This window comes from Porcincola intestinalis, assembly GCF_009696445.1.
GTDB classification, from domain to species: domain Bacteria; phylum Bacillota; class Clostridia; order Lachnospirales; family Lachnospiraceae; genus Porcincola; species Porcincola intestinalis.
Map to the genome: position 1 here is coordinate 87,273 of NZ_VULZ01000002.1, position 19,497 is coordinate 106,769.

The 19,497-nt window shown below is 55.5% G+C and carries 16 protein-coding genes; 2 read left to right on the forward strand and 14 right to left on the reverse strand.

Annotated elements, in window-relative coordinates:
* Position 1: 1 nt before the first annotated feature.
* The 4 genes from FYJ35_RS02540 to FYJ35_RS02555 form a co-directional block, all read right to left on the reverse strand.
* Complete coding sequence (locus FYJ35_RS02540; RefSeq protein ID WP_154522681.1) at positions 2 to 3,772, reverse strand: phosphoribosylformylglycinamidine synthase; 3,771 nt, start codon at positions 3,770 to 3,772, stop codon at positions 2 to 4.
* A 77-nt stretch (positions 3,773 to 3,849) separates the two neighbouring features.
* On the reverse strand, positions 3,850 to 4,275 hold the full coding sequence (locus tag FYJ35_RS02545; RefSeq protein WP_154522684.1) for a zinc ribbon domain-containing protein: 426 nt from the start codon (positions 4,273 to 4,275) through the stop codon (positions 3,850 to 3,852).
* 44 nt (positions 4,276 to 4,319) lie between these two features.
* Complete coding sequence (locus FYJ35_RS02550) at positions 4,320 to 5,369, reverse strand: hypothetical protein (protein WP_154522687.1); 1,050 nt, start codon at positions 5,367 to 5,369, stop codon at positions 4,320 to 4,322.
* A gap of 321 nt (positions 5,370 to 5,690) precedes the next feature.
* Positions 5,691 to 6,068 (reverse strand): MGMT family protein, encoded by a 378-nt coding sequence (locus tag FYJ35_RS02555; RefSeq protein WP_154522690.1) that lies wholly within the window; start codon positions 6,066 to 6,068, stop codon positions 5,691 to 5,693.
* Between the two features lie 90 nt (positions 6,069 to 6,158).
* On the opposite strand from FYJ35_RS02555, the gene FYJ35_RS02560 reads away from it, so the two are divergent.
* A complete protein-coding gene (locus tag FYJ35_RS02560) occupies positions 6,159 to 6,686 on the forward strand; it encodes a hypothetical protein (RefSeq protein ID WP_154522693.1) in 528 nt (175 codons plus the stop codon).
* 62 nt (positions 6,687 to 6,748) lie between these two features.
* Here the strand turns inward: FYJ35_RS02560 and FYJ35_RS02565 are convergent, their stop codons facing one another.
* Both FYJ35_RS02565 and FYJ35_RS02570 read right to left on the reverse strand, forming a co-directional pair.
* Entirely contained in the window at positions 6,749 to 8,593 is a 1,845-nt protein-coding gene (locus FYJ35_RS02565) for an aminopeptidase P family protein (protein WP_154522696.1), read from the reverse strand.
* A gap of 104 nt (positions 8,594 to 8,697) precedes the next feature.
* Positions 8,698 to 9,501, reverse strand: coding sequence for a type III pantothenate kinase (locus tag FYJ35_RS02570; protein WP_154522699.1), 804 nt, complete (start codon positions 9,499 to 9,501; stop codon positions 8,698 to 8,700).
* Positions 9,502 to 9,804: 303 nt separating this feature from the next.
* Between FYJ35_RS02570 and FYJ35_RS02575 the strand changes: the two genes are divergently transcribed.
* The gene (locus FYJ35_RS02575) at positions 9,805 to 10,671 is read left to right on the forward strand and encodes an Mrp/NBP35 family ATP-binding protein (protein WP_154522702.1); all 867 of its coding nucleotides are present in this window, start codon (positions 9,805 to 9,807) and stop codon (positions 10,669 to 10,671) included.
* Between the two features lie 277 nt (positions 10,672 to 10,948).
* On the opposite strand, the gene FYJ35_RS02580 is transcribed toward FYJ35_RS02575, so the two are convergent.
* From FYJ35_RS02580 to trpS, 8 genes are all read right to left on the reverse strand, one after another.
* Complete coding sequence (locus FYJ35_RS02580) at positions 10,949 to 11,722, reverse strand: MBL fold metallo-hydrolase (protein WP_154522704.1); 774 nt, start codon at positions 11,720 to 11,722, stop codon at positions 10,949 to 10,951.
* Between the two features lie 20 nt (positions 11,723 to 11,742).
* The gene (locus tag FYJ35_RS02585; protein ID WP_154522706.1) at positions 11,743 to 12,492 is read right to left on the reverse strand and encodes an ABC transporter ATP-binding protein; all 750 of its coding nucleotides are present in this window, start codon (positions 12,490 to 12,492) and stop codon (positions 11,743 to 11,745) included.
* Entirely contained in the window at positions 12,485 to 13,444 is a 960-nt protein-coding gene (locus FYJ35_RS02590; protein WP_235906325.1) for an ABC transporter ATP-binding protein, read from the reverse strand. Before FYJ35_RS02590 ends, FYJ35_RS02585 begins: the two co-directional genes overlap by 8 nt.
* A gap of 39 nt (positions 13,445 to 13,483) precedes the next feature.
* The gene (locus tag FYJ35_RS02595) at positions 13,484 to 14,296 is read right to left on the reverse strand and encodes an ABC transporter permease (RefSeq protein WP_154522708.1); all 813 of its coding nucleotides are present in this window, start codon (positions 14,294 to 14,296) and stop codon (positions 13,484 to 13,486) included.
* A 9-nt stretch (positions 14,297 to 14,305) separates the two neighbouring features.
* Positions 14,306 to 15,247, reverse strand: coding sequence for an ABC transporter permease (locus FYJ35_RS02600; protein WP_154522711.1), 942 nt, complete (start codon positions 15,245 to 15,247; stop codon positions 14,306 to 14,308).
* Between the two features lie 28 nt (positions 15,248 to 15,275).
* On the reverse strand, positions 15,276 to 16,811 hold the full coding sequence (locus FYJ35_RS02605; RefSeq protein ID WP_235906326.1) for an ABC transporter substrate-binding protein: 1,536 nt from the start codon (positions 16,809 to 16,811) through the stop codon (positions 15,276 to 15,278).
* 104 nt (positions 16,812 to 16,915) lie between these two features.
* Positions 16,916 to 18,043, reverse strand: coding sequence for a hypothetical protein (locus FYJ35_RS02610; protein ID WP_154522717.1), 1,128 nt, complete (start codon positions 18,041 to 18,043; stop codon positions 16,916 to 16,918).
* A 324-nt stretch (positions 18,044 to 18,367) separates the two neighbouring features.
* Positions 18,368 to 19,459, reverse strand: a complete 1,092-nt coding sequence (trpS, locus tag FYJ35_RS02615; protein ID WP_154522719.1) for a tryptophan--tRNA ligase — start codon at positions 19,457 to 19,459, stop codon at positions 18,368 to 18,370.
* Between the last annotated feature and the right edge of the window lie 38 nt (positions 19,460 to 19,497).

The following is a 19,497-nucleotide window of genomic DNA, read 5'->3' on the forward strand; positions in this document are numbered from 1 at the left end:
TTTACACCCTGAAGTAGTCAACGCCACTCTCAAATACCTTCATGTCCTGCTCGCCGCTGATATTGATCGCGACACCTTCGCCTCTGCGCTCGACATGTGCCATCTTTCCGAAGATCCGCCCGTCCGGGCTCGTGATCCCCTCAATACAGCAGACCGAGCCGTTCACGTTCCACTCACTGTCAGATGTGACCGTTCCTTCCGGTGTGCAGTACATCGTCGCTGCCTGTCCATTTTCAAGCAGCTTCCGTACCCAGGCCTCATCCGCCACGAACCGGCCTTCACCGTGGGAAGCCGGATTCACATACACACCGCCTGCCTCTGCCCTGCTGAGCCAGGGGCTCTTCTTTGAAACAACCTTTGTATATACCATTCTCGAAATGTGCCTGTGAATGGTATTGAAGGTCAGCGTCGGAGAATCCTCCTTCTGGCCGACGATCCCGCCATACGGCACAAGTCCCAGCTTGATCAGGGCCTGAAAACCGTTGCAGATGCCAAGTATGAGACCATCGCGTTCGTTCAGGAGCTTTGTGACAGCCTCCTTCAGCTTCTCGTTTCGGAAGGCGGTTGCAAAAAACTTCGCAGAGCCATCCGGTTCATCTCCTGCGGAAAATCCGCCCGGGAACATGAGGATCTGGGCTTTGTCGATCGATGCCGCAAACTCATCGATCGATTCCGATATTTCTTCCGCTGTCCGGCTCCGCAGAACCTTCACATCCGTGTTGGCTCCCGCAGCATCAAAGGCCTTGGCCGAATCATACTCACAGTTCGTTCCCGGGAAGACCGGGATAAAGACATTCGGCTGTGCAAAATGATGTGTGCAGACTGAAATCTGCGGCACCTCGCAGATCGGAAGCTTTTCCGGTGCCTCTGCGCTTTCCTCCGGCCTGCCCGGGTGCGAGTGGAAGACCTGCTCCAGCGTACCAGTCCAGGAGGATATCGCCTCCTCTACCGGAATTGTGATGCTCCTGTAGGACAGCTTCCGGTCATCCGTCACAACACCGACCACCGTATAGGCTGTCTGAAGCTCTGAGACCTTCCCGTCCGGTACTTCTGCCACAATTGCGCCGAAATCCGGGAAGAACAGATCCTCAGGTGCAACCGAATGCTCGATCCGGAAGCCGAGATGATTGCCGAACGCCATCTTTGACAGGGCAGCCGCGACCCCCATCCGGTCGATCGCATAGGCAGAAATCACTCTTCCGGCCTTCACATCCTCAAAGAACCTGCCATACTGCTCTTTTGCCGCCTCATAGTCCGGGAGATCGTATGAATCCCTCGGGACCTGGATCAGGACAAGCTTTGATCCCGCCTTCTTCAGCTCCGGTGAGATGATATTGCCAAGTTCATTGACATCGACCGCGAACGATACGAGTGTCGGCGGCACATCAATGTCGTCAAATGTTCCTGACATGGAATCCTTCCCGCCGATGGAGGCAAGCCCGAATCCCCGCTGTGCGGCGTACGCCCCGAGCAGTGCCGCCAGCGGCTGGCTCCATCTCTCCGGGTCCGTGCTCATCCTTCTGAAATACTCCTGGAAGGTAAAATGAATCTTCTTCCAGTCTCCGCCGCCTGCAACAATACGCGCGACAGACTCCAGGACAGCGTACTGTGCGCCATGGTACGGGCTCCAGGAAGAAAGCCAGGGATCAAACCCGGCTGCCATCATCGTAACCGTGTCACATGTTCCCTTCAGGACCGGAAGCTTTGCAACCATCGACTGGGTCTCTGTCAGCTGATACTTTCCGCCATAGGGCATGAGGACCGTCCCTGCACCGATGGAGGAATCGAACATCTCCACAAGCCCCTTCTGCGAGCAGCCGTTCAGATCAGAGAGACTTCTGAGCCACCTGTCCCGGACCTCCGCCTCGTCGATCGGCTTTTTTTCAAAGAACCGGGCCTGCTCATCAGGCTCTTCAATTCTGGCATCTGTCTCCTGATGCGCTCCATTCGTGTCAAGGAAAGCCCGCTCAATGTCGACAATGGTCTTCCCTCTCCAGTTCATGACCAGCCTGGGCTCCTCTGTAACCTTCGCCACCTCCGTGGCCTCAAGGTTCTCCTCCGCCGCATATTTCATGAAAGCCGGCTCATCCTTCGGATCGATGACGACCGCCATCCGTTCCTGAGATTCCGAAATCGCAATCTCGGTTCCGTCAAGTCCGGCATATTTCTTCGGAACCTTGTCAAGGTCAATGACAAGCCCGACTGCCAGCTCCCCGATCGCAACAGACACGCCGCCTGCTCCGAAATCATTGCACTTGCGGATCAGCTTCGAAACCTCCGGTCTCCTGAACATTCGCTGAAGCTTTCGCTCTGTGGGTGCATTTCCCTTCTGAACCTCGGCCCCGCACACCTCGATCGACTGCGCGTTGTGTGCCTTCGAGGACCCGGTCGCACCCCCGATTCCATCCCGTCCGGTCCGTCCGCCGAGCAGAATGATTACGTCTCCCGGTCTCGAATCCGCGCGGAGGACATTCTTTCTCGGAGCCGCCGCCATGACTGCGCCAAGCTCCATCCGCTTTGCGACATAATTCGGATGATAAAATTCCTTTACATATCCGGTCGCCAGCCCGATCTGGTTTCCATAGGAGCTGTAGCCATGCGCAGCCTCCCGGACCAGCTTCTTCTGCGGCAGCTTTCCGTTCATCGTCTCACCGATCGGCTGACGGGGATCCGCCGCACCTGTGATGCGCATTGCCTGATAGACATAGGTTCTGCCGGAAAGCGGATCGCGGATCGCGCCGCCCAGACAGGTTGCCGCGCCGCCGAAGGGTTCAATCTCGGTCGGGTGGTTGTGCGTCTCGTTCTTGAAATTCACAAGCCACTCCTCGGTCTTCCCATCGATTTTGACCGGAACCACGATGGAGCAGGCATTGATTTCGTCCGTGTCCTCCTGGTCGGTCAGTCTGCCCTCCTTCTTCAGGACTCTGGCACCCATGGTCGCCAGGTCCATCAGACAGACATATTTGTCCTTTCTGTCTCCGTAAACCGCCCTTCGATCGGAGAGATACTGCCGGAGGGTGTCCTCAATCGGCTTTTTATATCGCCCATCTTCGATGGATATTGTTCTGAGCTCCGTTGCAAATGTCGTATGTCTGCAGTGGTCCGACCAGTAGGTGTCCAGCACACGGATCTCCGTTACGGTCGGATCTCTGTGCGCCTCCTGCAGATAGTAGGTCTGGATGAACTGAAAGTCACGGAAGGTCATCGCAAGATTCAGGGATTCATACAGCGACCTGAGTTTCTCCTCAGAAAGAGAGCGGAAATGATCAAAGACACTGACGTCTGCAGGCTGTTCATACCGGCGCTTGAGCGTATCCGCCTTTTCCAGGGATGCCAGTCTGGAATCAACCGGGTTGATCACGTAGCTCTCAATCCGGCCGATCTCCTCATCTGAGAGGCCCCCCCTGCAGACATAAACCGTCGCTGTGCGGATCCGGACATCGCCTCTCTCTCCGAGAAGCTTCACGCAGGCCTCGGCGGAATCCGCCCTCTGATCGAACTGTCCGGGCAGATACTCGACCGCAAACACCCTTTCGTCATCTGCCACAGGGAAGGTTTCCTCCGTGAGATCGTCAACAGGCGGTTCCGAAAAGACACACTTCTCGGCTTCCCGGAACACCTCATCGCTGATATTCTCGACATCATAACGGATCAGAATCCGAATCTCTTTCAGTTCCGGAATCCCGAGATAATTCCTGACCTCGTGAGCCAGGCTCTCCGCCGCGCCGCGAAACCCCTTCTTCTTCTCAGCATAGACTCTTCTGACACTCATCCGCTCTTCTCCTCTTTGATGTGGGGCTGACCTGTCTCCCAGACACAGCAGGTTGCCAAAAATAAGATCTGAATTTATCAGCTGTCTGGCTGATTCAGCTGTTTTCTCAGTTCACTTTCCACCTTGCCTGCCTCGCTCTCCTCACTCTGGAGCACAATCTGCCGGCTTTTTTCTGTTCCTGGGTGAAACATCCACTTTTGTTCTCTCCAGGCAAAACCCAGGACTGCCGCGGCAGTCAGTACGATGATGATGATCAGCGCTCTGACTGTTGTTTTCAGGGCTTTGGACCGATTCTCATATTCTTCAAAGCTGTCAAGAGCCCGGTCCCGTCTACGTCCGGGGGGTGCCGTACGAAAATGAACTTTCTTCAGTTCTTTCTTCTGCTGTTTCTCAAGCCGTTCTGCCCTCTTCTCCTCCGGACTTACCGGAACCCTCGCGCCGCACTGGCTACAGTAATGATCCGTTTTCCGGAGCGGAGCCCCGCACTTTCTGCAAACTCTCATACCCGTCCCCCGGGCCGGAACGCCCTCGCTCCGACGCTCTCACATCACTGATAAAGAAGATTGGAAGAAACAGACAGGCTGCTCCACTTGTCCGTTCCTGTCTTCACATTGGCCGCCGGGATATTCACTGTAACGAGCATGCTTTGTCCGCCCTCGACTGCCTGCTGAACAGGCGTGTTCACCGATGCCACCTGCTTTGTCCCATCGGTCAGCACCAGATCGATGCTGTCGCACCACTTCGTCCCATCCTGGCCGTTAGCAAGCCACAGAGCCAGTCCGAGGCTGCCGTCTGTGTTCTGCCAGGCCATATTCACAAGACTGTAGAACGCCCCGTCGAACACACCCTTTTCAGAGAATCGAAGAGCCAGATAAGGATACAGGTCAACCGCATTTCTTCCGCTTCCAAGGGCAGCCTCGTACCCCTCCGGATACTTCCCGGAAAAGTAATTGCCCTCCGGAAGTGCCGCCGCCTTCCAGCCGTCCTTGTACTTTGCGATGCGCATCAGCACCGAATACCACTGTACCGAACCATCCTTCTCAACCTCATAATCGGTCAGTCCGACTCCAAAATAGTACGGTGACTGGGTCTTGTCTTTCGTCGGATCCAGGAAGCAGACATCTTCATGCCCCGTGAGATTCTTTGTTTCCGCCTCCGCCTGGCTCACAGACTTCATCTGATTCTGCAGCGTGTCGGCGTCCATCGCAGTTTCAAAGCAGGAAGCAAAATTCTCGTTGTCCGTCAGCTCCGCATAGTGCTTCATCTTCGAATAGAGCGCTCTTGCCTGCCTGACAGCCTCCTCTGCGGTAATTCCCTCAGCCTCTGCATTCATAGGTCCGGCTCCGTCCGACTTCCCGTCTGAAGACGCTCCTTCTGTTTCATCCGCCTTCTCCCCGGAAATCGCCGCAGTCGAGCCCTTCTGAGCCGCGCCCTGGGAAAGCGCGATTGCATCCTTTTCCCCGCTGCCAGCCGTCTCCCGTGCAGTCTCTGTCTCCGACTCCCCCAGGATCACTGCCGGTGCAGCCCCCGTTCCGAAGGCACACTCCACCGCCAAAACCCCGGCCAGCCAAACAGCCGCAGTCCTATTTCTCATCATGATAAAACCTCCATCCGCCTGCTCCGCTTAGGCACAACCCCTCCGCAACATCCAGCAGACTCGCACCCAGATTTTATAATGTTTCAGCGTATAAGTCCAGTCGCTGTGCACAGACCTGCGACGTGCTTGCACGTCTGCAGGTCTATGCACATGCGACGACAACCGGAAATGAGCGTGAAGCGGCGCGTCAGCGGCGCGGGAACGCGAATTTTCGGTTAGCGCCCTGCAAGCTGCGAAAGCAGCGGAAGGGCGCGTGGGACTTATACGCGTACGCATTACAGCGACGACAACCGGAAATAAGCGTGAAGCGACGCATTTTATTTACAGACACCACGGCGTCTCCCACTGGTACTTTTCCATCACCACGTGTCCATCCTGAAACTCCACCCCGTCCTCCTTCAGCAGTCTGACCTGCTCATTCTCTCCGCCAAAAGCGAATGCTTTGGAGACAGCACCGTCCTTTGTCACAACCCGGTAACACGGGACATGCTCGGGATCATTGTTTACATGCAGCGCAAACCCCACCACCCGTGCCCAGTGCGGATTGCCCGCAAGCCTGGCCACCTGGCCGTAGGTCGCGACCTTGCCTCTCGGAATCTGACGGACAACATCATAGATCCTCTGGAAGCTGTTTTTTTCGTTGTCTTCCCCGCCCTCTTCCGGATATGCCGCCTCATGATACTTGATTGATTTCGCCATCCATTTCTCTCCTTTGCCTCTGCAATAGAAGTCTCTTTCTATGATATACTGACAGACAGAAGGACGCCAGTGTGAATACAGGAGAAACCAATGAAACAGGATCAAAACGGGAATCGTGACAACAGCAGGGAAGTGATCAGCCGTCTCAATCAGCAGATCTTCAGCCTCAAGAAGCAGGTTCAGTCTGCCTCCCTTGAGATGGCTATGATGCGTGCCCAGATGGACGACCTGAAGAAAGATGCACGCCGCAGCCTGCGGCTCGAGCGTTTTAATGTACCGGACGATGCCCATATGGAGGAGATCAACGAGACGGTTGCAATGATCGAGAAAGCAATCGGAAAAGAACGCAGAAAAAACCGCTCATCCAGACCTGACAGAGAGGAAAACACTTCTCCGAGCAGGCTGGACGAGCGGATCATCCTGATCGTCCTGAAGCTGCGCCGCAAAAACTTTACAATCCGTGAAATCGCAGCCCACACCGGCCTCGGCTTCGGAACTGTCCAGGGCATCATCCAGAAATACGGAAGTGATCCCGGTATTCAGAACCTGGTCACCGGCGGAACACAGATGGAGCTGAGCGATTACATTCTCGTCAAGCCCGGCGAAGATGAGAACTGAAACTGCGCAGCCTGACCCGGCAGGCTTGCCTGAAAGCAGTCACAGGCAAGCCTCCTGAAGCCTCAGATTTCCCTGGTTGCGTGTCTCAGCCACGTTCTCTCTTCTTCACTCAGGTAAGGGGAGACCTCCGCGTAAACCCTTCTGTGATATTGATTCAGAATCTCTTTTTCTCTCTCTGAGAGCATCTCCGGCACAACTGCATCCAGATCCCACGGCACAAGGGTCAGAACTTCGAATTCCATGAACTGCCCGTACTCATTCTTTTCCGCCTTTCTGCACAGCATCAGATTCTCGCAGCGGACACCGAACTTCCCGGTCAGATAGATGCCGGGTTCATCGGATGTCACCATCCCCTCTTCAAAGACGCAGGGCGTGCGGCGTCCCGGTCTCCAGGTATAGTTGACGCTGTTCGGCCCCTCATGGACATTCAGAAGATATCCGACACCATGCCCGGTCCCATGGTTATAGTCAAGTCCTGCCTCCCAGAGCGGACTGCGTGCCAGGTAGTCGATGGCCGTCCCGGTGCATCCATAGTGGAATTTCGCTGCACCGAGATTCAGATTGCCGCGCAGCACCCGAGTATACATCTCCTTCTCCTCCTGCGTCAGAATCCCGCAGGCAAAGGTCCTCGTGATATCCGTGGTTCCCTCCAGATACTGTCCGCCGGAATCCACCAGCAGGAAGCTTCTGGGCTCGAGCGGAATGTCTGTCTCCGGTGTCGGCTCATAGTGCACGATGGCACCATGGGAACCAAAGCCCGCGATGGTATCGAAGCTGATTCCGAGGAAATGCTCCTGTTCCTGCCTGAACTTCAGCAGTCTGTCGCAGGCGGACAGCTCCGTGATCGGATGGGCCGGATCGTAGTGTGCCATCTGCTGCTTGAGCCAGTACATAAACTTCGTGACTGCCACGCCATCCTTCAGATGTGCCTCCCTGGTGTGCTCCATTTCCACCGGGGTGCGGATCGCCTTCGGAAGCAAGGTTGGATTCGTCGTATCGACCACGCGGACGCCCTTCGGCACGGAGGACCAGACCGTATAGTTGACGGTCGATGTGTCAAACAATAGCGTGCTCTTCTCCGGAATCGTCTTCATCCAGCTGTACAAGTCGTTGTAAGGAACCAGACGGACATGGTCCTTTTCCAGCTCCCTGACGAGTGCGCTCCCGCAGACACCATGGACGGCCGCCGGGTCTGCCCCGTCCGCAAACGCCTCTGCCTGCGTGAACAGGAGGACTTCCTGCGGTGTCACGGCAACATAGGCCAGAAAGACCGGATTGCAGGCGACATCGTCCCCGCGGAGGTTCAGAAGCCAGGCAATATCGTCAAGGGAAGTCAGCACATGATAGTCTGCCTTATGACTTTTCATCGCCTCTCTCAGATCCGCAATCTTGTCCGCTCTCGACTTCCCCGTCCACTTTGTATCAAGTTCCCAGACCGGACGGCAGGACAGTGCCGGGCGGTCTTCCCAGATCGCCCCGACCAGATCCAGGTCAGACGATATGGAAGCTCCGTTCTTTTTTGCGATCCCGGCCAGCCTGCTGCCCTTTCCGGCCGTCATGCAGCGGCCGTCAAATCCCAGTACCTGTTCCTTCGCAAGGTGCGCTGCGATGAATTCCTCTGTCGTCGGGACACCCTCATCGCCCATTCTCATCAGTGTCACCCCGGAATCCTTCAGCTGATCTGCTGCCTGCAGGAAATACCGGCCATCCGTCCAGAGGTAGGCACTGTCCTTCAGAATCAATGCTGTCCCCGCCGAGCCCGTGAAGCCGGTGATAAACTCTCTGCACTTGAAATAATTCCCGACGTACTCTGAGCTGTGGAAATCGTCCGTCGGCACCAGCCAGGCATCAATCCCATGCTTTTTCATCTCCGCCCTCAGAGCGGTCAGTCTCTCCGGTACTGTCATATCGTCTTTCCTCCTCCTGTTTCATCATTGATCGCGAAAACGACGTTCCATCCCGCCCGGTTTATGCAGGATGAATCTGTCCTGGACTTTCCGCCAAAGCCGGATCAGACCAGTGCTCCGGCAGATTTTGCATCCGCCCCGGATTTTGTATTCTTATGGTAGATTTCTACCAGCCCGTCCAAGACGAGTGTCCGGACCAGGGTGATGTCATGTGTGCAGGCTCCGATCACTGTGCCGGCCAGCCCGCCGGTCGCAACGACCTGGAGCTGAGTTCCAGTCTCTGCCTCCACCCGGTCAATCAGGCCGTCAATCATCGCTGCGTTCCCGTAGAGCAGTCCGCTGCGCATCGCGTCCGCCGTATTCTTTCCGATGACCTTCTTCGGCACCTCCAGACTGATTCCCTGGAGCATCGACGTTTCCTTCACCAGTGCATCCAGCGACAGCCGAAGTCCGGTCATGATCATGCCGCCGACATAGCTGCGGGTTTCATCAATCACGATCATCGTCGTTGCGGTCCCCATGTCAATCACCATCAGCGGCGGATCAAACTTCGCCAGCGCTCCGACCGCTCCGGCAATCAGGTCCGCCCCGATCGATGTCGGGTCATCCATCCGGATATTCAGACCGGTTTTCAAGCCGGGTCCGACCACGTATGCCTGCACACCGCAGACCTTCTTCAGGGCAGTCCGCACGATGTATGTCAGCGGCGGGACTACAGAGCCGATGATTGCCCCGTCAATCATGGACACATCCACTCCATGAAGATCCAGGGCTGTCTTGAATAAGATCGCATATTCGAGCGATGTCTTGGAAGTATCCGTGGAAATGCGTTCCGTGAATATGGCTTTCCGTCCTTCATACCCTCCAAGGACCGTATTGGTATTCCCGATATCGATTGCAAGCAGCATATCCGCCCGTCTCCTTTTCATCAGACCGCTTCGCTTGTCCGCCCCGCTCTCACCTTCTACCCATACAAAAATGTATGGATCACACCCTCTTTCGCAATGTGCAGGTTCAGCAGCATGGGGGAACAGCCCTTTCGAAGCATCCCGAGTATACCACAAGAGGAGAAACCCGTGCATAGACAATTACTATTTGATTTTACAAAATTTGATTTTGTATTCTGATTAATCCTTGTATCTGCAGCAAGCTCTATGGTACACTATCTGCAGAGTCTCTCAAAACAGACATCCAAGAAGGAGGTTTTTCATATGGCACAGAAAGATCAGGACTGCCAGGAAGCTTCTTCCTGCAGCCGCTCAAGCTGTGAGGGCTGCCCGGAGCATGAAAAAGAAGCACATGGTCCGCAGAAGTTTCCGCAGAATCCAGGAAGTTTTGTCAAACATGTGATCGGTGTCGTGTCCGGTAAGGGCGGTGTCGGAAAGAGCTTCGTGACCGCTTCCCTGGCAAATGCACTTGTAAAAGCCGGTCACAGAGTCGGAATCCTTGACGCCGACATTACCGGTCCGTCCATCCCGAAGATGTATGGACTGACCGCTGACCAGACGCGCGCGGTGGATGAGCACACGCTGCTCCCGGTCACTACGGCAAACGGCATCAAGGTCATGAGTCTGAATCTGATCATCCAGGACCCGGAACAGGCTGTCATCTGGAGAGGGCCGATCCTCGGACAGGTGATTCAGCAGTTCTGGAGCGACGTTGCCTGGGGACAGCTCGACTATCTGCTGGTCGACATGCCGCCCGGAACAGGTGATGTTCCGCTGACAGTCTTCCAGTCACTGCCGGTTGACGGAATCTTTATCGTCACCAGCCCGCAGGATCTGGTTCGCATGATCGTCGCGAAGGCCTGGAACATGGCACAGATGATGAAGATTCCGGTCCTCGGCATGATCGAAAACTACAGCTATCTGAAGTGTCCTGACTGCGGGAAGATCATCAAGGTCTTCGGCGAGAGTCACATCGACGAGGTTTCAAAGAGCACAGGACTTGAGGTCTGCGGCAACATCCCGATCAACCCGGACTACGCCCAGCTCGCAGATGAAGGTCGGTTCGCAGAGATGGATGTCGACTTCCTGGACGGAGCCCTGAAGAAGGTGGAGAGCACGCTCACCGTCTGATACCATCAGACAGCTCCGCGCAGCCGGGGAGTCCGCTCACACGCTGAATTGCCGTACCAGACAGCTCCGCGCAGCCGGGGAGTCCGCTCACACGCTGAATTGCCGTACCAGACAGCTCCGCGCAGCCGGAGCGTCTGCCTCACAATGTCAGATTATTTCCCCGCGCACAGGTATCAAGAAGGCACCGGATCACACGATGGATCCAGTGCCTTCTTCATATGTTTCGTGCTTTTCCGGCTGTCCGGCAGGAGTCTCCCTGCTTTTACAAAGTACCGGCTCAGATGGTCATTGTCCTGAACGCCTCCGGCTTTACCACTTTGATATCCGGAAATTCCTCCTGCATCAGCTTCTTCAGCGGTCTGAGATCAACATCCCGCGACATTGGCGGAAAGGCATTGTCAAAATGCGACAGGACGACGCTTTTCGGCTGAAGGACAGACAGGACCTCGCGTGCACGGGCTGGCAGATCATTGTTGCCCTGGTATGGAAGGATCAGGACATCAGCATGCTTCGGGTAGGTTTCCGCCGGATCAAGTGCCAGACTCCCCAGGAGCAGGATTTCACGTCCTTCCGCCTTGATATCATATGCCACAATCTCCCCTGCTTCCTTGAAGGTCCGGTTTGCCCAGAACAAAAACGGCAGATTTCCCGCATACCGGATCATACGCCAGGGCGAGAGTGTGTCGAGGATGTATCGCCATCTGAACGCAATGTGCCTTGCACGAAGCGGTGTAATCCTGATATCACCAATCGGGTACGTTCTGTCCGGTTGAATTTCCACCACGCGGTCCTGATCCGCCTCAAACCGTTCCAGCGTCTTTACGCACTGCCTCGTGCAGAAAACCGTAAAGTCACTGTCATCGATCTTGTCCGCGGTAAAGGCAAAGTGATCAAAATGACAGTGTGTGATAAACACCGTATCATACTGAAGCAGTTCATCATCTGTCAGCGCGACATGTCCGCCCTGCAGCTCCATGAATGGGTCGAACAGGATCTTCTCTTTCCCGCTCTCAAGCACAAAAACGGCAGTTCCAAGCCAAGTCAGTTTCATTTCAGTCACTCCATTTCCGCTCAGTCCACTGCAGCAAGCAGCATTTTTGTATAGTCGTGCTGCGGTTCTTCAAATACCTGCCGGACATCTCCACTTTCCACAATTTCGCCCTGTTTCATGACCAGCACCCGGTCGCAGATCTGGTAAATCACGTTCAGATCATGGCTGATAAACAGATAACTCAGTCTGAATTCCTCCTTCAGCCGGACCAGCAGCCTCAGAATCTGCGCCTGGACGGTCACGTCCAGTGCGGACACCGGTTCATCCAGCAGGACCAGCTGCGGCTGCTGAATCATAGCCGCGGCAATACAGACACGCTGCCGCTGTCCGCCGGACAATTCGTATGGATATCTATCGATATACTCCTCTGAAAGTCCTACCTGTTCCAGAATCTCCGGAACAAGAGTCCGGTCTGCCCGTTTGCCGCGCCTCTCCCCTGCACGCAGGGCTTCCCGCAGCGTCCACCCCACTGTTCTTACAGGATTCAGGCTCGAGTAAGGATCCTGAAACACCATCTGCGGATGATCCGTATGGTGGATGATCTCACCCTCGTAGTCCATTCCAAGCCCCAGGACCGCACGGCAGAGCGTCGTTTTTCCGCTCCCGCTCTCTCCGACGAGTCCCAGTGTCTCGCCTTTTTGAATCGAGAATGTCACATCCCGGAGGACCTGCATATCCCTCTCACCGAATCCAGAATGTGTTCCGGAGAATCTGCGTGCTTTTTTATAATAGCTGCTTACATGTCTCACTTCCAGCACAGAATCAGTCATATGCCCTGCACCTCTCTGCCCCTGTCGGAATGGATGCGATCAATTTCTTCGTATAGGCATGCTGCGGACGGGCGAACACCTCCGCTGTCTCCCCTCTCTCGACAATCTTTCCCCGTTCCATAACCAGGACGCTTTTGCAGATTTTCTTCACGACATGCAGATCATGACTGATAAACAGAATTGTCATTCCGTAATCCTCATTCAGGTTCCTCAGCAGTTCAAGGATCTGTTCCTGGATCAGAACATCCAGCGCCGTCGTGACCTCATCGCAGATAAGCAGCTTTGGCTTTGTGATCATGGCTGCCGCGATGGAGGCCCGCTGGAGCATGCCGCCCGAAAGCTCGTACGGATACCGGCTGTACAGCTCCTCCGCATCTCTCAGGCCTGCGAGCCCCATGGCCTCGACGGCCCGCTTCCTCCGCTCCATTTTCGGTATCCCTCGAACTGTCAGAGCCTCCTCCACCTGTCTGCCGATCCTGCAGAGCGGATCAAAGGTCGTCATCGGGTCCTGAAACACCACGCCTACATCCTGCCCCCGGATCCTGCGCAGGTTCTCCTCACTGCAGGAGAACATCTCCCGTCCATCAAGCAGAATGCTGCCTTCCTCGTCCGCCTTCCCGCGCGGCATCAGACCACTGACACACATCGCCGTCACCGTCTTCCCGCTCCCGCTCTCTCCGACAATGCCCAGCGTCTCTCCCCTCTTCAGGGAAAATGAAACACCGTTCACCGCATACCGCTCCGGTGACGCATTGTGAAAGTGAACCCTGAGTCCGCTCACCTTCAGCAGATCTGGTGCCTGCTGCCCGCTGTTCTTCTGGCTCTGTCTGTCCGTCATCTCATCTCCCGAATCCCCGCAGGACGTTCGCCCGAACGTTTGCCGCGTGCCTTCCTTCTCTCCATGCCTGTCCATGGACCGAACGCCCGCCGGTTCCCCGGCTGTCTGGTCCATGCCTGTCCGTCGCCCCTGATCCCTCTGGACGTCCCGGTTTCATGCCTGTCCTCTTCCGGTTCCCTGCTGTATGCCTTCGGAAAGCAGGGAGACAGCCAGGACAAGCAGGACAATCATGCCGCCCGTCCCGAGCGCATACCAGGGTGCTGTATTCAGGTAGGTCTGACTGTCCTTCAGCATGGACCCCAGGCTTGCCTGCGGCGGCTGGATCCCGACCCCCAGAAAGCTCATGCTTGCCTCCGCCAGCACAGCATTATTGAAGCCGATCGTCACCGCCGGAAGAAGAACCGGAAACGTATTCGGCAAAATATGCCGGAGCAGAATCCGCCCTGTGGAAACACCCATCAGCCTTGCGGACTGAATGTAGTTCGTATCCCGCACGCGGGCAACCTCTGTCCGGACAACCCGTGCAAAGCTCGGAATAAAGAGAAGGCCGAGGCAGAGCAGAATGTTCGCCATCCCTCCGCCGAAGAGGCTGACCACCACCAGTGCAAGCAGGATGGCCGGAAATGCCGTGATCGCGTCACATACCCGCATTAAAACAGCATCTGCAATCCCTCCGAAATAGCCGCACAGGCTTCCGATCAGCACACCGCTGATGCATCCGACAGCGACCACCCCCAGTGCAATCAGGAAGCTGGTTCCAGCCCCGCTGATCACCCTCGAAAGCACATCTCTCCCGAAGTTATCCGTTCCCAGAAGGTGATGCAGGGAAGGCGGCAGAGTCTTCTCCGCCGCATTCATCGCGGTCGTCCCGTACGGTGTCCAGAAAAATCCTGTCACAATGACAGCCGCCAGCACCAGCGACATGATTCCGCCTGTTTTCAGAAATCCATTCTTCCGAATCTTCATGAAATATCCTCAGGATACCCGGATTCTCGGATCAATTGCCATATTGATGAGATCCGCCGCAAAGTTTACCAGAATGATAAAAACTGCCATCATGACCACGATTGCTTGGACGACCGGGAAATCCCTGCTCCCGATCGAGGACAGAAACAGCCGTCCCAGCCCCGGAATCGTAAAAACCTGCTCGATGATGATGGTTCCGGTCATGATTTCCGCAGCCGACTGCGCGAGAAATGTCACAACCGGCACCATTGCGCCTCTCAAGGCGTGGCGCCGCAAAATCTGGCCGTCCGTCAGCCCCCTTGAGCGGGCAGTCCGCACATAGTCCTCGGCCATCTGGCTGCGGATTGAGCTGCGCAGCATCTTCACGGTCATGGCAGACCGCGGGAGCGCCATCGCCAGCGCCGGCAGCAGAAGATACCCCAGTCCCCCTGTCACACTTTCAGAAAGCGGAATATAGGCGCCCGGCACAAAGAGCTTCAGCACAATACCAAACAGATAGACACTGAGGATTCCGATAAAGAAAGGCGGAAGTGCCATGAACAGCTGATCCATGATCAGGAAGAAATGATTCACCCGCACGCTTTCTGCCCTTGCAGTCAGAATCCCGAGCGGTATCGATATGAACACCGTCATGGCGAATGACAGCGCGGTCAGGATCACTGTCACAGACAGCTTTCCCTTCAGCATCTCCGCAACAGGCATGCTGTAGCTGTAGGAGATCCCGGGGTCTCCTTTCAGAAATGAAAGAAGCCATCGACCGTACCGGACCAGAACTGGCTGATCCAGCCCCAGCCTGGTGCGGAGCTGTGCCGCCTGCGCCGCTGTTGCATCCGCGCCAAGCATCTTTGTCACCGGATCTCCGGGAATGACCTGCAGCGCGAGGAAAGTGAGCAATGTGACAATCAATAATGCGATCATGAGATTCAGTATTTTTCTCAGCAAAACCTTCATGCTCTCTCCTCGCAAAAGAATCTGCAGATTACGCCAGCTTCAGCGTGGAAAAATCCAGCGCGTAAAGCGGATACGGCGTGTAGCCTGTGAACTTCGGGCTCAGCGCGACAAAGTCCGCCAGGTCCTGGATGTAGACATTCGCGGCTGTGTCAGACAGAATCTTTTCCGCCTGCCTGTACAGCTCCGTCTGCTCCTTGTCATCGGTTGTCGACTGTGCCTTCTTCATGACAGCATCATAATCCGGATTGCTGTACCCGATCATGTTTGTCGCATCGTCTGACATCCATCGCTGAAGCAGCGCGTCCGGACTGAGATACGCCGCATCGAAGCCGATCACGGTCGCATCGAAATCCCGATTCTGATACACATCGCTCAGCCAGGTCTCCCAGTCGACCTGCTCAATGTTTGCCGTCACGCCGATCTGGGACAGCTGCTCCGCGATGACCGTCGCAGTGTCTACATGCTGTGTATAGTTGCCAGGTACCTTGATTGTGAAGCTCAACCCCTGGGCCCCCGCGTCGGCAAGAAGCTGCTGTGCCTTTTCCGGATCATACGGATAGGCATCGGTGAGGCTGTCGTCAAAGTACTTTTTAAAGCTCGGGTACATCGAGCTTCCGAGTTTTGCGCCATATCCATCCTCTGTGAGCTCCAGAATCGAATCCACATCGATTCCGTAGCAAAGCGCCTGACGAACCTTCTCGTCGTCAAATGGTGCCTTCGCATTGTTCAGATAAAGCGCCTGAACCAGATTCATTTCCCCTTCCGTGACCTTGTAGCCATTCGTGAGATTCTTTGTCTGGTCCACTGTCAGGTGAAACGCCATGTCCAACGCTCCCGCGTTCAGGGCGGTGAAGAGCGCGTTGTTGTCCTCGAAGATCTTACAGGTCACTGTCTTTATCTGCGGCAGCTTTCCGTAATAATCGTCATTGCGCTCAAACGCGGCATTGTCCTGCACCGAGCGGGAAACAAACCTGTAGGGGCCGGTTCCAACCGGTGCAGACGCCTGATCGGTATAATCTGCCGGAACGATGGATACGCTTGAAACAGCGCTCAGAAAACTACTCAGCGGCTCCTTCAGCGTAATGGTGACAGTATTTCCATCCGCCTTCTCACCCGCAATATCAGAAAGCGCCGACGCCACAGAAGAATTAACCGTGGTATCGGCGCAGGTCTTGAATGAATAGAGAACGTCATCCGCTGTCACTGTCTCTCCGTTGTGGAACTTCACCCCGTCCCTGAGCGTGAAAGTGTAGGTCAGACCGTCGTCCGAAATCTCGTGCGACGACGCGACAGCGTCCATAAAATTACCGTCCTTGTCGGGCTTTACAAGCCCTTCAAACACATTGAACATGACCTCTCTGGTTCCTGCAGCCGTTATCTGATACGGGTCAAGACTCGAATCCAGGTCCTGGGGCAGACCGATCGTAATCCCGGTGTCCCCGGAAGAAGCAACATCTCCGTCCCTGGAAGCCTCCGTCTCAGTCGTAGCTCCAAGGCAGACAGTGCCAAGTGAACCCGCAAGCACGAAGGCAGTCAGCAGAGCAGCAAGTGATTTTTTATTCATTGCCTGTCTCCTATCGACTGGAATCTCTTCTCCCATTATTAAATTGCCGGGTTCATTGTATGAAAAAGCTGCCGGAAATGCAAGAGGTCTGAATCACCTTCCTTTCATGCTGCTCTGAAATTGTTTCTGGCGGAATAAGCCGGATACCAGGGCGCCGTCACCTTCCGGAGATGATACTGCCCATCCAGCCAGCTGTCCTCGATCGCCGCCGTATACTTGATCCCTTCATAGCGGAATCTCAGCCGGATCTCCTTCGAGAAAAGGCTCCGGCTCGGGAACAGCCCGCTCCTGCGCATCAGCTTCACAGTCGCCCATTTGCCAGGCTGGATATCGACCCGCTTCTGGCTTGCCATCTTCAGCTTCGCAATCTTTTCAGACGCCGCTGAATTGTTGTCCGACTTGTTGACCGTGTATTCAGCCGCATATGCGCTGTAGAACGAAATCGTTTTGTCTCCCGCGTTGTGAATGCGGACGTACATATACTTCCTGTTTTTGGAAATGCTTTTGATATAGGCCTGAAACTCCGGCTTTCTTGTCTGAACAGTCACCTTGAATGTCCGGACCTTCTTCTGGTATGTCACCGAAATGCTGCAGGTCCCGGCGGACACACCTGTCACAGAAAGATTTGTTCCTGATACTGCCACCTTCGCAACCTTTGTATTGGAAGACTTCGCTGAAGACACTTTGACCAGGGCTCCCTGATTGTTTCGTGTCGGAACCAGAACCGTCTTTCCCGCCGAGACAGTGATCTCCGAAGAGAGGATGTAGGATGGCCCCGCTTCCGCTCGGTTGTCCGTCACAGCATAGGATACCAGAAGCGGCTGCCGGACCGCTTCCGTATCGGTAACGCGGAACCGGTAAGATCCTGCCGGGAGCGTCACACTGATCCGGTCATAGACCTGATACCTGGAGGACTTGACCTGAACATACCGCTGGGCGCCGTACCGAGTATAGGTTCCAGCGACCGTTCCATTCGAGAGGTTCAGAATTTCATACTTCAGGGCACTAAGCGTTTTCTGCGTCAGTCCCGCCTTGTTCACGGTGGAAGAAGAGATGTTGATCGTCACCGTCTCGCTGGACGGGACGCTGAAGTCGGACCAGGCGATATACCCCTGCGGCGACAGTGTGTACGTCCTCGATGACAGGCTCGCCGCATACGTGCAGCCCGCCATCAGCATTGTCAGGATAGCCGTCAAAAACAGCAGCCTGCGGACTTTCCCTTTATTCTCCATAAACTCCCTCCCTTCCTGTGCTCCCACGCTCATCTCTGTTGTGCCGCGCTTCCGCGCTGCTACGCGCTCATCTCTGTTGTCGTCGCTTGTGTGGACTCCCCCTGACGCGCAAGCGCGTCGTGCGAGTCCGCACAGCGACTGGACGCCGTGTTCTCTGCATAAGTCCCCGCGGCCCGGCGCTGCTCCGCAGCTTCCGGCCCGCTTCCAGAGATTCGCGCTCCCGCACCGCTTCCGCGCTGCTACGCGCTCATCTCTGTTGTCGTCGCTTGTGTGGACTCCCCCTGACACGCAAGCGCGTCGTACGAGTCCGCACAGCGACTGGACTTATGCACTGAAGTAGTTGATTTGCATGGATTTTTTGACGTCGCTCAGTGTCTGAGCGGCGATGTTTTCTGCGTACTTGGTACCGTCCTTCAGGATCTCAATAACCGACTGGAGATCTTTCTCGTACTCGGCGCGGCGTGCCCGGATCGGACGCAGCGCTTCCTCCAGCACGTTGTTCAGGAACTTCTTCACCTTTACGTCTCCGAGTCCGCCTCTTCTGTAATGCTCCTCCATCTCGCTGAGGTTCTGATAATCCGGCGCATACTCCTCAAACAGCTGCTTTGCGTTCGGCGCATCCTCCCCCGCAAATGCCTCCAGGTAGATGAACACCGGATTGCCCTCCGTCTTTCCCGGATCAGAAACCTTCAGATGTCCCGGGTCTGTGAACATGCTCATGACCTTGGTCTTTACCGTCTTCTCATCATCTGAAAGATAGATGCAGTTTCCGAGAGACTTGCTCATCTTCGCCTTGCCGTCTGTCCCCGGGAGCCTGCGGGACGCAGCGCTCTTCGGCAGCAGGATCTCCGGCTCCACCAGCGTCTCTCCATAGATGGAGTTAAACTTTCTGACAATCTCCCTCGTCTGCTCGACCATCGGCTCCTGGTCTTCCCCTGCCGGGACAACCGTTGCACGGAACGCTGTGATATCCGCCGCCTGTGAAATCGGGTAGCAGAAGAAGCCGACCGGCGTTCCCTGACTTTCCTCACGCTCGGAGAAGCCCCTCAGCTTGATCTCTGCCTTCACAGTAGGATTTCGCTGCAGTCTCTGAACCGTGACCAGGTTCATGTAGTACTGGGTGAGCTCCGGCAGCTCCGGGATCTGAGACTGAATGAGAATGTGCGATTTTTTCGGGTCAATGCCTGCTGACAGGTAATCAAGCGTGACATTCATGATATTGCTCCTGACCTTCTCCGGATTATCCCAGTTGTCGGTCAGCGCCTGCGCGTCCGCAATCATGATGAGAACATCATCAAACGCACCACTGTTCTGAAGCACCACACGCTCTCTTAGAGATCCGACATAATGGCCGATATGAAGACGGCCTGTCGGCCGGTCACCGGTCAGAATTACTTTACGCTTCTTTTCTGACATCTTGAAACTGCTTCCTTTCCATATCTTAATCTGAGTCT